This is a genomic window from Caulobacter sp. CCNWLW153, from assembly GCF_036889365.1.
In the GTDB taxonomy this organism is placed as follows: Bacteria; Pseudomonadota; Alphaproteobacteria; order Caulobacterales; family Caulobacteraceae; genus Caulobacter; species Caulobacter radicis.
Map to the genome: position 1 here is coordinate 288,015 of NZ_JBAKFV010000002.1, position 12,471 is coordinate 300,485.

At 68.9% G+C, this 12,471-nt stretch carries 15 protein-coding genes; 5 read left to right on the forward strand and 10 right to left on the reverse strand.

Going from position 1 to position 12,471, the window contains the following annotated elements; all coding sequences use genetic code 11:
• The first annotated feature begins 23 nt into the window (after positions 1–23).
• Positions 24–746 carry a DNA polymerase III subunit epsilon gene (gene dnaQ / locus V6S85_RS05035; RefSeq protein ID WP_116490905.1) on the forward strand — a complete coding sequence of 241 codons (723 nt, stop codon included), beginning with the start codon at positions 24–26 and terminating at the stop codon, positions 744–746.
• 157 nt (positions 747–903) lie between these two features.
• On the opposite strand, the gene V6S85_RS05040 is transcribed toward dnaQ, so the two are convergent.
• The 5 genes from V6S85_RS05040 to ftsY form a co-directional block, all read right to left on the reverse strand.
• Positions 904–1,710 (reverse strand): exodeoxyribonuclease III, encoded by an 807-nt coding sequence (locus tag V6S85_RS05040; RefSeq protein ID WP_334348231.1) that lies wholly within the window; start codon positions 1,708–1,710, stop codon positions 904–906.
• A gap of 251 nt (positions 1,711–1,961) precedes the next feature.
• Positions 1,962–2,612: an outer-membrane lipoprotein carrier protein LolA gene (locus tag V6S85_RS05045; protein WP_116490907.1), complete on the reverse strand. Its 651-nt coding sequence runs from the start codon at positions 2,610–2,612 to the stop codon at positions 1,962–1,964.
• 149 nt (positions 2,613–2,761) lie between these two features.
• Positions 2,762–3,331 carry a MarR family winged helix-turn-helix transcriptional regulator gene (locus V6S85_RS05050; protein ID WP_116569329.1) on the reverse strand — a complete coding sequence of 190 codons (570 nt, stop codon included), beginning with the start codon at positions 3,329–3,331 and terminating at the stop codon, positions 2,762–2,764.
• Positions 3,332–3,470: 139 nt separating this feature from the next.
• Positions 3,471–4,079, reverse strand: coding sequence for an inner membrane-spanning protein YciB (locus V6S85_RS05055; RefSeq protein ID WP_334348232.1), 609 nt, complete (start codon positions 4,077–4,079; stop codon positions 3,471–3,473).
• 4 nt (positions 4,080–4,083) lie between these two features.
• The gene (ftsY, locus tag V6S85_RS05060; RefSeq protein WP_334348233.1) at positions 4,084–5,025 is read right to left on the reverse strand and encodes a signal recognition particle-docking protein FtsY; all 942 of its coding nucleotides are present in this window, start codon (positions 5,023–5,025) and stop codon (positions 4,084–4,086) included.
• Positions 5,026–5,139: 114 nt separating this feature from the next.
• Here ftsY and V6S85_RS05065 point away from each other — a divergent pair, with 114 nt between their 5' ends.
• Positions 5,140–5,766 (forward strand): trimeric intracellular cation channel family protein, encoded by a 627-nt coding sequence (locus V6S85_RS05065; protein WP_116490910.1) that lies wholly within the window; start codon positions 5,140–5,142, stop codon positions 5,764–5,766.
• 142 nt (positions 5,767–5,908) lie between these two features.
• Here V6S85_RS05065 and V6S85_RS05070 read toward each other — a convergent pair whose 3' ends face one another.
• Complete coding sequence (locus V6S85_RS05070; RefSeq protein ID WP_334348234.1) at positions 5,909–6,343, reverse strand: GFA family protein; 435 nt, start codon at positions 6,341–6,343, stop codon at positions 5,909–5,911.
• A 167-nt stretch (positions 6,344–6,510) separates the two neighbouring features.
• On the opposite strand from V6S85_RS05070, the gene V6S85_RS05075 reads away from it, so the two are divergent.
• Positions 6,511–6,921 (forward strand): thermonuclease family protein, encoded by a 411-nt coding sequence (locus V6S85_RS05075; RefSeq protein ID WP_116569327.1) that lies wholly within the window; start codon positions 6,511–6,513, stop codon positions 6,919–6,921.
• On the opposite strand, the gene V6S85_RS05080 is transcribed toward V6S85_RS05075, so the two are convergent.
• Genes V6S85_RS05080 through dapF form a run of 4 tightly spaced genes read right to left on the reverse strand, consistent with a single transcriptional unit; the run spans position 6,918 to position 10,892 of the window.
• Positions 6,918–7,889, reverse strand: a complete 972-nt coding sequence (locus tag V6S85_RS05080; RefSeq protein ID WP_334348235.1) for an endonuclease/exonuclease/phosphatase family protein — start codon at positions 7,887–7,889, stop codon at positions 6,918–6,920. The genes V6S85_RS05075 and V6S85_RS05080 overlap by 4 nt on opposite strands.
• Positions 7,886–9,217, reverse strand: a complete 1,332-nt coding sequence (gene mtaB / locus V6S85_RS05085) for a tRNA (N(6)-L-threonylcarbamoyladenosine(37)-C(2))-methylthiotransferase MtaB (RefSeq protein ID WP_116569326.1) — start codon at positions 9,215–9,217, stop codon at positions 7,886–7,888. The genes V6S85_RS05080 and mtaB overlap by 4 nt, the downstream gene beginning before the upstream one ends.
• Entirely contained in the window at positions 9,214–10,125 is a 912-nt protein-coding gene (locus V6S85_RS05090) for an SDR family NAD(P)-dependent oxidoreductase (RefSeq protein WP_334348236.1), read from the reverse strand. The genes mtaB and V6S85_RS05090 overlap by 4 nt, the downstream gene beginning before the upstream one ends.
• On the reverse strand, positions 10,038–10,892 hold the full coding sequence (gene dapF / locus V6S85_RS05095) for a diaminopimelate epimerase (protein WP_334348237.1): 855 nt from the start codon (positions 10,890–10,892) through the stop codon (positions 10,038–10,040). Before dapF ends, V6S85_RS05090 begins: the two co-directional genes overlap by 88 nt.
• Positions 10,893–10,951: 59 nt before the next feature.
• Between dapF and V6S85_RS05100 the strand changes: the two genes are divergently transcribed.
• Positions 10,952–11,551 carry a hypothetical protein gene (locus tag V6S85_RS05100; protein ID WP_334348238.1) on the forward strand — a complete coding sequence of 200 codons (600 nt, stop codon included), beginning with the start codon at positions 10,952–10,954 and terminating at the stop codon, positions 11,549–11,551.
• The gene (locus V6S85_RS05105) at positions 11,544–12,320 is read left to right on the forward strand and encodes an ion channel (RefSeq protein WP_116569322.1); all 777 of its coding nucleotides are present in this window, start codon (positions 11,544–11,546) and stop codon (positions 12,318–12,320) included. Before V6S85_RS05100 ends, V6S85_RS05105 begins: the two co-directional genes overlap by 8 nt.
• The last annotated feature ends 151 nt before the right edge of the window (positions 12,321–12,471 follow it).

Genomic DNA, 12,471 nt, shown 5'->3' on the forward strand with positions numbered 1-12,471 from the left:
TCGAACCGGCCCATTGAAAGACCATGGCCCGGGAAATCATCCTCGACACCGAAACCACCGGCTTCGATCCGAAGACGGGCGACCGCCTGGTCGAAATCGGCTGCATCGAGGTGGTGGACTACATGCCCACCGGCCGCTCGTTCCACGAGTATTGTGACCCGCTGCGCGACATGCCGGCCGAGGCCGAGAAGGTGCACGGCCTGTCGGCCGCCTTCCTGACCGGCAAGCCGAAGTTCCACGAGATCGCCGACAAGTTCCTGGAATTCGTCGGCGACAGCGTCGTCGTGGCCCACAACGCCTCGTTCGACCGCAGCTTCGTCAATTTCGAGCTGGAGAAATGCGGCCGTCCGCCGCTGCCGGAAGAGCGCTGGGTCGATACCCTGGCCATGGCCAAGAAGCGCTTTCCGGGCATGTACAACTCGCTCGACGCACTCTGTAAGCGTTTCAAGATCAGCCTCGACAGCCGTGACAAGCACGGGGCGCTGATCGACTCCCACCTGCTGGCCGAGGTCTATCTCGAACTGCAGGGCGGCAAGGAGCGCGCGCTCGAACTGACCCACGCGGTGGCGGCCACCGCCGTCAGCGCCGCCCGCGCCGGCGGCTACGGCGCCCGCCCCCGTCCCCTGCCCTTCCGCTCGACCGAGGCCGAGCGTGCCGTGCACGCCGACTGGGTGAAGTCGACCCTGAAGGACAAGGCCGTCTGGCTGAAGTTCGATCTGCCGGAGCTGGCGCCGGCGGCGGAGTAACCCTTCTCCCAGAGGGAGAAGGTGGCCTGCGAAGCAGGTCGGATGAGGGGTTAGGAACCGAAGACGGCGTGCCGGCACGACGTCAGGCGCCGTCACCCCTCACCCTCCCAGGCTGTCGCCTGGGCCCCTCCCTCTCCCCTCCGGGAGAGGGTCGTTATCAGACCTTCAGATCCGCCGTGACCGGCGCGTGGTCGCTGGGGCGTTCCCATTCGCGCACCGTGTCGTGCACCTGGGCCGAGACCTTGCCGTCGACGATGGCCGCGTCGCGCAGGCCGGGGCTGGCGAGAATGTGGTCCAGGCGCAGGCCGCGGTTGGACTTGCGGAAATCGGCGGCGCGGTAGCTCCACCACGAGAACAGCTTTTCCGGCTCCGGCGTCGCGAGGCGCGGGAGGTCCAGGAGGTCCATCGACTTGATCATGGCGTCGAAAGCCTCGAGCTCGGCCGGGGTGTGGCTGACCACCTTCAGCATCTGGCGGTGGCTCCAGACATCGTTCTCGCCCGGCGCGATGTTGAGGTCGCCGGTGACGATCAGCGGAGCCTTGGGATCGCGCGTCTTCAGGGCCGCCGTCAGGGTCTCGTAGAAATCGAGCTTGTGGTCGAACTTCGGGTTGGCGACGCGGTCGGGCAGGTCGCCGCCGGCCGGGATGTAGAAGTTCTGGATCTCGACGCCGGCCACCTTCGCCGCCACGCAGCGGGCATGGCCCTCGCGGCAGTTCATCAGCGTCGGAACGTCCTCGATCGGCAGGCGCGAGGCGATGGCCACGCCGTGCCAGCCCTTCTGGCCGGCGATCTTGATGTGCGGCAGGCCCATGGCCTCGAAGGCCTCGCGCGGGAATTCGCCGTCCTGGCATTTGATCTCCTGCATGCACAGGACATCGGGCGCGGCTTCGTCGACGAAGCGGGCAGCCTGTTCGGCGCGCAGGCGGACGGAATTGACGTTCCAGGTGGCGATACGGAGGCGCATGCCGCTCCCCTACCTGCACCGCTCGCGGACCACAAAGAAAAACGCCCGGACACACGAAGCGTCCGGGCGAAAGTCAGGTCTCTCATGCCGCCGCCGGGAGGGGATAGATCCGGCACGGTTTGCGAAGAGCGGGTCGGGCGCTCATCGCCATGCGTGATAAAAGTGCCACGCCGAAACTTTTAGTCAAGCGAAAAACCGCTTATCTATTGCATGTTGTGAGAATGTCACAAACCGGCTTGCTTGCACGGATGTCAGCCGGTGGCCGGCTTGCCCGTGCGGCGGCGCGGATCGGTCAGCACGAACAGCTTCGGATCGATGGCGCCTACCTTGTCGAGGCCCGACAGGCGCACGCGGGTCTGGCCGCCCTTCACGTCGCTGATGGTCCAGCCGATCAGCTCGGGCGCGCTGCTGAAGTTCATCTCCAGCCGACCCAGGGTCTGCCGCTTGGCGTCCTGGGCGACGATCGTGAAGCCATCGGCCAGCTTGCGCACGCTGGTGATCTTCACCCCGCGGTCCAGGCGCACCTCGCGCGCCAGCAGCAGGGCCAGCGGCGTGCGGCTCAGCGGATAGCTTTCGAAGGTCTTCAGCCGGCTGTCGAAGATGTTGACGTTGTTGCCGTTGCTGACGACCAGCAGGCCGTTGGGGCCGTCATACTCGAACCGCGCCTTGCCCGGGCGTTGCAGCCACAGGGTGCCCTGGGTGGTCACGCCGCGCGGATCGGTCTGGACGAAGCGGCCCTTGGCGTTGGACAGGCCCTGAATATAGGCCGTGGCCTTGGCGATCAGCGCCTTGTCCTCGTCCGACAGCTCCTGGGCCAGGGCCGGCGCGCCGAAGGCGGCGGCCATCAGGCCCGCGCCGCCGGCGGCGATCAGGGTGCGACGGTTCATGGTGGTCTGCGTCATGCGAACTCCTTCACCTCCACCTTTGCCCTGTGCGCGCGTCGCGGGAAAGGCCATGGAGCGGCCGTTTTCCGGCGCTGCGATGAAGGGCCGTTCAGGTTGGGGCTGAAGGGAACGCGGCCAAACAGCGGAGGTTTCGCGGCGAAGCGGGCTCAGGCCGCCTTCTTGGCGTCCTTGTCCTTCTTGGCCTTCTTTTCCTTCTTCGGCTTGTCGGCCTTTTCCGACTTGGGCTTCTTGGCCTTCGGCTCGGGACGCGGCGCGGTCAGGTCGACCGCGGCCATCTCGGCCAGAAGGTCGAGGAAGCCGTCACGCTTGCCGGCCTTCAGCAGAGACAGGATCCGGGCGTCGGCGGCGGCCACGCGCGGCAGGCTCTCTTCCAGGATCAGGCGGCCGGCCTGCGTGAGGCGCACGGAGTTGGCGCGAGCGTCCTGCTCCGAACGCTGACGTTCCAGGTGGCCCTTGGCGATCATTCGGGCGACCATGTCGGCCAGGGTCGATCGGTCGATGCCGGTGGCCTTCACCAGGCCCGTCTGGGTGACGCCTTCGTGCTGGGCCACGGCGGCCAGCACGGCGAACTGGCGCTGGGTGATCCCGCCGGCGCCGGTCTCTTCCACATAGATGTCGAGGGCGGTCTGAAGCACCCGATGCAGCAGGTGGCTGGGCGAGCGGTCCAGCACTCCGACCTCGCGCGTCGCGCCCTTGTCACTCTTGTGCTTGGCCATGTCGTCCGCCCCATTTCCGCTGACGGACGTCCAGCTAGCACGTCAACGCGTCGGTTTGACGACAGATGGTCCGTGGTCGGTAGATGCTCCCCCGTGGAGGAGCTGTCAGGAAGCGATGAAGGGGGCCGCCGCGGGCGGATCAGAACCCGGCGTCGGGCGGCTCGGGGGTCTTCTGGTCGTCCGGCTTGGCCATGTGCTTCATGATGAAGGGCGTCTGGGTCAGCGAGAAGACGATGGCCAGCGGCAGCAGGGCGATGCGGAACTTCACCCAGGTGGGGGTGTCCTGGGTCAGACGCACCACCTCGTTGGCGATGGCCGCCACCGCGAAATAGCCGCCGTAGCGCAGGGTCAGGGTCCGCCAAGCGGCGTCGGACATGTGCAGCGCCTCGCCCATCAGCGCCTTCAGCGGCGCGCGACCCAGGAAGACGCCGCCGATCATGAAGGCGGCCAGGGCGCCGTTGACGACCGTGACCTTGATCTTGACGAACACGTCGCTGTGGAAAACCAGGCCCAGCACCCCGAACACCAGCGCCATCACGCCCGAGAACAGCGGCAGCAGCGCCACGCGCCGCTCGACGGCGTAGCCGACCACCAGGGCCAGGGCCGAGGCGGCGACCAGCACCCAGGTGGCGGTCTGGAAGTTCTTGGTGACGAAATAGGTGACGGCGAAGGCGATCGGCGCGCCGTAGTCGACGGCGGTGCGCACCCAGGCGCTCTTCTTCTTGGCTTCGGACTTGGGATCGGTCACGCGCTCAGTCCTCCAGGCCGACCAGCGAGCGCGAGAAGGCGCGGGCGTCGAACGGCTGTAGGTCGTCGATCCCCTCGCCGACGCCGATCAGCTTGATCGGGCTGTCGGAGGCGCGGGCGACGGGGATCAGCACGCCGCCGCGGGCGGTGCCGTCCAGCTTGGTCATGACGATGCCGGAAACGCCGACGCTGTTGCCGAACACCTTTTCCTGGGCCAGGGCGTTGCGGCCGACTGTGGCGTCGAGCACCAGCAGGGTCTCGTGCGGGTAGTCGGGATCGACCTTCTTGACCACGCGGATGACCTTGAGCAGCTCGTCCATCAGGCCCTGCTTGTTCTGCAGGCGGCCGGCGGTGTCGATCAGCACGACGTCGTAGGCTTCGGCCTTGGCGCGCTCGACGGCCTCGAAGGCCAGGGCGGCGGCGTCGCTGCCGGTGGGCTTGGACATGAAGTCGGCGCCGGCCCGGTCGGCCCACACCTTCAGCTGCTCGACGGCGGCGGCGCGGAAGGTGTCGCCGGCGGCGATCAGGACGCGGGCGCCCTTCTCGGTCAGGTCGGCGGCGATCTTGCCCAGGGTCGTGGTCTTGCCCGAGCCGTTGACGCCGATGAACAGCACGACATAGGGGCGCGGACCGTCCAGCGGGTCGAAGCGGCCTTCGCGGTCGGCCAGCTCGGCGGTGATCAGCTCGGCCAGGGCCTCCTTGACCTCGCGGTCGCTCGAGGCCTTGCCGAAGCGGGCCTTGCCGAAGGCGTCGGTGATGCGGGCGGCGATCTGCGGGCCGAGGTCGGCCTCGATCAGCATCTCCTCCAGCGCGTCGAGCTGTTCCTGGTCCAGCGGCTTCTTGGTGAAGGCGCCGGTCACCTGCTCGGTCATCGCCTGGGACGACCGGGTGAGGCCGGCCGTGAGACGCTGGAACCAGCCTTGTTTCTGCGAGGGCTTTTCGCTCATCCGCGCTCCTGTAGCGACCCGGCGGGAAAAGTGAAGAAGAGATTCACGATTCGAGGTTAGCGCGGCGGCGGTGGAACGGTTGCGCTTGGGCTCCGACCATGGCGTTTAGAGAACATGGATCCGTTGGCCGCCGCTCTTTTCTGGCTCGACTACGCCGCCGCCGCCGTGTTCGGCGCGACCGGCGCGCTGGCGGCCGCGCGGCGCAAGCACGACATCATCACCTTCGGTTTCTTCGCGGCGATCACGGGCGTTGGCGGCGGCACGCTGCGCGACCTGTTGATCGGCGCGCCGGTGTTCTGGATCCAGCGGCCTGGCTACATCCTGGCCTGCCTGGCCGCCGCCCTGGTGATCTGGCTGCTGGGCCAGCGCGGCTGGCGGTTCCGGGCCCTGCTGTGGCTCGACGCCCTGGGCATGGCCGCCTACGCCGTGGTCGGCACGGCCAAGGCCCTGAGCCTGGGCGTGCACCCCTTCACCTCGGTGATCATGGGCGTGCTGACGACGGCCTTCGGCGGGGTGGTGCGCGACGTGCTGGCCGAGGAGCCCAACCTGCTGCTGCGCCGTGAGATCTACATCACCGCCGCCCTGCTGGGCGCGGCCGTGTTCGCGATCCTGCAATGGTGGCGCGTGCCGTTCTGGCCGGCCGGCATCGCCGGCTTCGCCGCCGCCTTCGGCCTGCGGGCCTGCGCGATCAAGTTCGGCTGGAGCCTGCCGGGGTTCATGGGCGGGGAAGAGAAGTCCTAGCACCTCCCTCGCGAAGCGGGGGAGGTGGCGCGGCGCCACCGGCGACGTGACGGAGGGGGCGACGGCCGGCACGGAGCCCAGTCTGGCCCCCTCCACCGCATTGCGGTCCCCCTCCCCCGTTGCACGGGGGAGGAGTTGGTGTTCACGTATCGAAGTCCGGATGCTGCCTCGACACCACCGGACTGGCCGATCCGCCCATCGGCGGGCGCACGGGCATGTCGGCCAGATGCTCCATCCATGCCGGCCGGCTGTCGGTCGCCAGCTGGACCACGGGCTCCACGGGCGACGGATCGTCGAAGGCGAAGACGGCCAGGTCGATCTTCTCCTGGCTCCATTCATAGGTCAGCGGCGTACCGCAGGTGGCGCAGAAGCCGCGGCGGATCGTATCCGAGCTCTGGAAGGTCGCGCGCTCGCCCCGGGTCCAGGTCAGGTCGGCCAGGTTCACGGTGACCAGCGCCCCGAACGGGCCGCCGAACGCCTTCTGGCACATCCGGCAATGGCAGATGGAGGCCCGGCCAGGCTGGCCGTCCACCCGGAACCGCACCGCGCCGCACTGGCAGCCGCCGCTCAAGCCCATGATCCCCTCCACAGCCGAGGCGGCACCTGAGGTCAGATCCCGCGTGACAGCAAGGCCCGACGCGGTGTCCAACGGACGCAGTAATGCGTTCGAGTTAGTAAATCGTGAGAAAATACAACCGCTTCGATAGGGCGTACCGATTCCTCTCGCGCAAGGCGGAGGCATCGATGAGGGGTTGGGGACTGGTTCTGGCGACGGCGCTCCTGGCGGCGCCGGCCGTGGCGCTGGCCGATCCGTGCGAGGGCGCCCTGCCCGCGCCCGGCGCCCGCTTCGATGGGCCGGTTCGCTATGTCGGCGACGGCGACAGCCTGTGCGTGGGCCGCAGCAGCGACCCGTCGACCTGGATCGAGGTGAGGGTGTCGGACTTCTATGCGCCGGAACTGAACTCGCCCGGCGGCCGGGCGGCCAAGACCATGCTCGAGGACGTGGTCTGGCGGCAGTACCTGCAATGCCGGGCGATCAAGCATTCCTACGACCGGGTGGTGGCCCGCTGCACCATCGACGGCGCGTCGGTGGGCGACCTGCTGCGCGCGCGCGGCGGCGTCGAGGGCGGCAATGGCCGGGGCGGCCGCCGCTAGGTCTTGGGCGTCAGCTGGAAGGTCACGCGATAGCCGTCGTGGTCCGACAGCACCGGCTCGTGGGCGCCGTCGAAGGTGGCCTCCACGCGGGTCGGCGTGACATCGACCTTGTCGCCGTCGAGGAAGCCGATCAGGTCCTGGGTGTCGAGCCAGGGCGCGTCGCCGTCGTAGGAGATCTGGGTCTCGCAAGCGCCCGGCAGGTTGTGGCACCAGCGGCTGACCACCTCGAACGGATAGTCGGCCATCACGTAGTCGAAGCGGTCGGGCGCGTGCATGACGTTGAAGTCGCCGCCGACGATCAGCGGCGCGCCGGGCGTGCGGTCGGCGGCCATGAAGCGCTTGAACTCGTCGGCCTGCAGGTGGTGGGCCATGCGGTTACGCGACCGGGGCACGCGCGAGGCGCCTTTGGAATTGAGGTGGGTGTCGGCCACCTCGACCGGCGTCGGCAGGCCCGGCACGTTCAGGCTGACCAGCATCACGCCCTTGTTGGCCAGGCAGTCCAGGCCCGCGCAGTAATGATAGGCGTGCGACTTCACGTCCTCGATCGGGTGATTGCTGAGCACCCACAGGCCGCTGGAGCCCCACTTGCCCAGGCCCTCGCCCTTCCAGCGGTAGGCCACGCGGCGGTAGTCGGGCTTCTCGCCCCTGGCCCACAGGCTGGCGTCGCGCTGCTTGCGCTTGGGGCCGCGCGCCACATAGGGATAGCCGGAGCGGTCGATCAGCTCGCCGATCTCCTTGCGGAAGCCTTCCTGGATCAGGACGACGTCGGGCTCGGTCCCGGCCGCGCGCATCCTGGCCAGCTCGTCGCCGATCTTCTTCAGCGCCTCGCCGCGACCTTTCTTCACCGGCCAGGGCAGGCCGGCGACGTTGTAGGTCATGACGCTGAAGGTGACCGGCGCGTCCTGCGCCAGCGCCGTCGCCGGGACGGCGAGCAGGGCGGCGAGGACGGCCGCGAGCAGGCGCCTCAAGCGGCCAGCTCGGCGATCACGCGGGCTCCGTCGTGGCCGGTGACGCGGAAGGCCACGATCTCGCCGGCCGGCGCTTCGCCGGTGAAGGCGATCTCGGTGAAGTCTTCGGCGCGGGCCAGGCCCTCGCGCTCGACCAGGCCCGGCAGCACGCGGCCGACCTGGGCGGCCAGATGGCGTTCCAGGCCGCGCTGGCCGGCTTCGCGCAGGCGCTTGGCGCGGTCCTTGATGACCGGGCCCTTGACTGGCGGCATCCGCGCGGCCGGCGTGCCGGGGCGGGCGCTGTAGGGGAAGACGTGCAGGAAGGCCAGGCCCGCCTCCTCGACGAGGCGGACGGTGTTCTCGAACGCTTCCTCGCTCTCGGTCGGGAAGCCGGCGATCAGGTCGGCGCCGAAGGCGACGTCCGGGCGCACGGCGCGCACGCTGGCCACCAGGTTCAGCGCGTCGGTGCGATTGTGCCGGCGCTTCATGCGCTTGAGGATCAAATCATCGCCGGCCTGCAGGCTGAGATGCAGGTACGGCATCAGCCGGGGCTCTTCGGCGAACAGCTTCAGGAGGTCGGGGTCGATCTCGGCGGCGTCGATGGACGACAGGCGCAGGCGCGGCAGGTCGGGGACCATGCGCAGGATGCGACCCACCAGCTGGCCCAGGGTCGGCTCGCCCGGCAGGTCGGCGCCCCAGGAGGTGACGTCGACGCCGGTCAGGACGACTTCGCGATAGCCTTCGGCGGCCAGCTTGCGCACCTGCTCGACGACCTCGCCGGCCGGGGCCGAGCGCGAGTTCCCCCGGCCGTAGGGGATGATGCAGAAGGTGCAGCGGTGATCGCAGCCGTTCTGGACCTCGACATAGGCGCGGGCGCGGTCCTTCAGGCCGTCGATCAGGTGACCGGCGGTCTCCTTGACCGACATGATGTCGTTGACCCGCACGCGGGTCGTCGTCTCGACCAGCGCGCCGGGGGCGGCCTTCTCGGCGTTGCCGAGCACCAGGTCGACCTCCGGCATGGCGGCGAAGGCGGCCGGGTCGATCTGTGCGGCGCAGCCGGTGACGATGATCCGCGCGCCCGGACGCTCGCGGCGGGCCTTGCGGATCGCCTGGCGGGCCTGGCGCACGGCCTCGTTGGTCACCGCGCAGGTGTTGAACACCACGGCGTCCGAAAGACCATCCGCGGCGGCGCGGGCGCGCATGGCCTCGCTCTCGTAGGCGTTCAGGCGGCAGCCGAAGGTGACGACGTCGACGCCGTCGGGACCCGAGACCTTCACGGCCGGGCCGCCCTCTTCGCCGACTTCCGGCTTGGGCTTCGGCTGGGCCTTGATGACCGTGTAGACGCTCATGACGCTATGAACGCCGCGAAGGCGTCCTTCCAGTCGTCGTGCCAGCGCGACAGGGCCGGGCGGTTTTCGATGACGTCGCCCATCGCCCAGGCCATGCGCTTTTCGTCCAGCGCGCGCGGCACGTCGTTGTCCGGGCACAGGATGTAGAAGTCGCCGGCGGCGATGCGGGCCAGCATGAAGTGGACCACCTGCTCGGATGTCCAGGCCGCGTCGGGCTTGCCGCCCGGGCCGCGCTTGGTCATGCCGGTGAAGGTGTAGCCGGGGATCAGCAGGTGGGCGCTGACCTGGCAGTCGACGATCTCGCGCAGGGTGTGGGCGAGCCCCTCCGTCAGGGCTTTGACCGCCGACTTGGAGACGTTGTAGGCCGTGTCGCCCGGCGGCTGGGTGATGCCCTGCTTGGAGCCGGTGTTGATGATCAGGCCCGGACGACCGCTTTCGGCCATCTCCTCGCCGAACACCTGGACGCCGTTGATCACGCCCCAAAGGTTGACGTCGAGGATGCGCTTCCAGGCGTCGTCGCCCGAGAAGGCGTCGCCGCCGCCGCCCACGCCGGCGTTGTTCATCAGCACGTCGACGGCGCCGAAGCGCTCGACGGCGACATCGCGCAGGGCCTCGACGGCGGCGCGGTCGGCCACGTCGGTGGGCACGGCCAGGGCGCCGATGGCCTCGGCCTCTTGTTTCAGCTTGCGACCGGTGACGTCGGCCATGACCACGTTGAGGCCCAGCTCGACGAAGGCCTTGGCGGCGGCCAGGCCGATGCCGTCGGCCGCGCCGGTGACGACGGCGGTCTTGCCGGGGGCGAGGGCGGGGTGCAGCTCGCTCATGCGCTCACGATCTCGGGCAGCTTGCCGGTGAACTCCAGGGCGACCGGGCCGGTCATGATCACGTGGCCGTCGGCCTCGCGCCATTCGATGACCAGCGGGCCGCTCTCGAACTCGACGGTGGCGGTGCGGTCGGTCAGGCCGCGGCGCACGGCGGCGACCTGGGCGGCGCAGGCGCCGGTGCCGCAGGCGGCGGTGAGGCCCGCGCCCCGTTCCCAGACCTTCAGCTTGATGTGGTCGCGCGAGACGACATGGGCGAAGCCGACATTGACGCCTTCGGGGAACAGCGGGTGATGTTCGACCAGGCTGCCGGTCTTCTGCGCGAACTCGTCGCTCACCGGGGCGTCGACGAAGAACACCACGTGCGGATTGCCCATCGAGACGCAGACCGGGGTGTGCACCCACGGCGCGTCGATCGGGCCGACCTGCAGCTCGACGCGGGCGGTGTCCATTTCCTCCGACAGCGGGATCTGCTCCCACGACAGGCGCGGCTGGCCCATGTCGACCGTCACGCGCTTGTCGCCGGCCATCACGCCCGACAGGCGCCCGGCGCTGGTGTCGAAGGTCACTGCGTCCTTGCCGCCCGACTGCATCAGCAGCCAGGCCACGCAGCGGGTGCCGTTGCCGCAGGCGCCGGCCGGCTCGCCGTCGGCGTTCCAGAAGCGCACGAAGGCCGAGGCCCCTTCCGCCTTGGGCGGATCGATGGCCACCACCTGGTCGCAGCCGATCCCGCCCTGGCCGCGTTTGGCGATCGCGCGGATCTCCTCGGCGGAGGGTTCGAACGGCTGGGTGAGGGTCTCGATGACGACGAAGTCGTTGCCGAGCCCGTTCATCTTCAGGAAGGTGCGGCTCATGGCCGGGCTATATAGTCGAAAGTGACGCAGAATGCACCGCAGCGGGACGACGCAGTGAGATGACGGCTACGGATATTCGCGAACGACTGACGATCGCCATGCAGGAGCGCCGGCTGGTGCGCTTCCACCGGCGTTTCGAGGACGGTTGGGTCAGGGGCTATGTGGTCGGCGTCGGACCCGCCTTCCTGATGCTCTGCGAGGTCAACGACCACATCCACTACAACGGCTTCGGCTGCTATCGCCTGGCCGACGTCAAGAACCTGGAGCCCGCGCCCTACCCCGAGTTCGTCGAGGCGGCGCTCGAAAAGCGCGGCGAGGCCTTTCCCGAAACGCCGGCGGTGGCGCTGAACAGCATCGGCGACATCCTGGCGACGGCCGGCCGCCTGTTCCCGGTGGTCACGGTCCATGCCGAGGCCGCCAAGCCGGGGGTCTGCTACATCGGGGCGATCATCAGCGTCGAGGGCGGGGTGGTGTGGATGCAGGACATCGATCCCGGCGCCGTCTGGGAACGCGAGCCGACCGCGCGCCAGCTCGACACCATGACCCGCGTCGACTTCGGCGGCGGCTACGAGACGGCCCTGACCCTGGTCGGCGGCGCTCCGCCCGCGCCGGTGGAAGCCAAGCGCGCGCCGCTGCGACTGGTCGCCGACAATGGCTGAGGAACTGCGCCTGCGCGCCCGTCTGCGGGCCCTCTACCACGGCGCCTCGCCCGTGGCGGTGCGGTTCCGCTATGCGGTGATCCTGATCGATCTGCTGATTATCGGCTTCTTCGTGGCCGCGCCGCTGATGCAGCATCACGGGGTGACCTTCTACCTGCTCGACTATGGGGTCGCGACGTTCCTGGCCGTCGACCTCGTGGCCCGGGCCATCGCCCACGGCGACATGAAGAGCTGGCTGAAGAAGCCGATCACCTGGATCGACCTCTTCGTGCTGGCCACGCTGATGTTCCCCGCCTGGCTCTACAACTTCGGCTTTCTTCGGGTGCTGCGGCTGTGGACGCTGGTGCACAGCGAGTTCTTCTGGCGCACGGTGGCCCGGCGCTACGACGACACCCGCATCGAGGACATCACCCGCGCGGCCTCGTCGCTGCTGACCTTCGTCTTCGTGGTCACGGGCTTCGTCTATTCCAGCTTCGCGGGCCGCCACGAGGGCATAGCCGGCTATGTGGACGCCCTCTACTTCACCGTCACCAGCCTGACGACCACGGGTTATGGCGACGTCACCCTGCCGGGGGTGTGGGGCAAGCTGCTGTCGATGGCGGTGATGATCGGCGGGGTGTCGCTGTTCATCGGCCTGATCCAGTCGATCCTGCGGCCGCACAAGGTGACCTTCCCCTGCCCCGACTGCGGCCTGCGCAAGCACGACCCGGACGCGGTGCACTGCAAGGCCTGCGGCAAGCTGCTGTGCATCCCGGATGACGGGGCCTGAGGCCATTTGATCCCGTAAAATCCCCGCGAATGCGGGGACCCAGGCTTTTTCTGAAACGCGTGGCGCTCGACGATAAAACACCTGGGCCCCGGCTTTCGCGGGGGTTTTACGGAGAAGAGAACGATCCGCCCTCGCGAGGGTCAAAAATGGC

What these genes read in the sequence shown, in the direction of transcription:
- dnaQ (WP_116490905.1), top strand. Translation starts at nt 24, where the DNA reads ATGGCCCGGGAAATCATCCTCGACACCGAAACCACCGGCTTCGATCCG.
- V6S85_RS05040 (WP_334348231.1), bottom strand. Translation starts at nt 1,710, where the DNA reads ATGCGCCTCCGTATCGCCACCTGGAACGTCAATTCCGTCCGCCTGCGC.
- V6S85_RS05045 (WP_116490907.1), bottom strand. Translation starts at nt 2,612, where the DNA reads ATGACGCAGACCACCATGAACCGTCGCACCCTGATCGCCGCCGGCGGC.
- V6S85_RS05050 (WP_116569329.1), bottom strand. Translation starts at nt 3,331, where the DNA reads ATGGCCAAGCACAAGAGTGACAAGGGCGCGACGCGCGAGGTCGGAGTG.
- ftsY (WP_334348233.1), bottom strand. Translation starts at nt 5,025, where the DNA reads ATGAGCGAAAAGCCCTCGCAGAAACAAGGCTGGTTCCAGCGTCTCACG.
- V6S85_RS05065 (WP_116490910.1), top strand. Translation starts at nt 5,140, where the DNA reads ATGGATCCGTTGGCCGCCGCTCTTTTCTGGCTCGACTACGCCGCCGCC.
- V6S85_RS05070 (WP_334348234.1), bottom strand. Translation starts at nt 6,343, where the DNA reads ATGGGCTTGAGCGGCGGCTGCCAGTGCGGCGCGGTGCGGTTCCGGGTG.
- V6S85_RS05075 (WP_116569327.1), top strand. Translation starts at nt 6,511, where the DNA reads ATGAGGGGTTGGGGACTGGTTCTGGCGACGGCGCTCCTGGCGGCGCCG.
- mtaB (WP_116569326.1), bottom strand. Translation starts at nt 9,217, where the DNA reads ATGAGCGTCTACACGGTCATCAAGGCCCAGCCGAAGCCCAAGCCGGAA.
- V6S85_RS05090 (WP_334348236.1), bottom strand. Translation starts at nt 10,125, where the DNA reads ATGGCGCGAGGCCGACGGCCACGTGATCATGACCGGCCCGGTCGCCCT.
- dapF (WP_334348237.1), bottom strand. Translation starts at nt 10,892, where the DNA reads ATGAGCCGCACCTTCCTGAAGATGAACGGGCTCGGCAACGACTTCGTC.
- V6S85_RS05100 (WP_334348238.1), top strand. Translation starts at nt 10,952, where the DNA reads ATGACGGCTACGGATATTCGCGAACGACTGACGATCGCCATGCAGGAG.
- V6S85_RS05105 (WP_116569322.1), top strand. Translation starts at nt 11,544, where the DNA reads ATGGCTGAGGAACTGCGCCTGCGCGCCCGTCTGCGGGCCCTCTACCAC.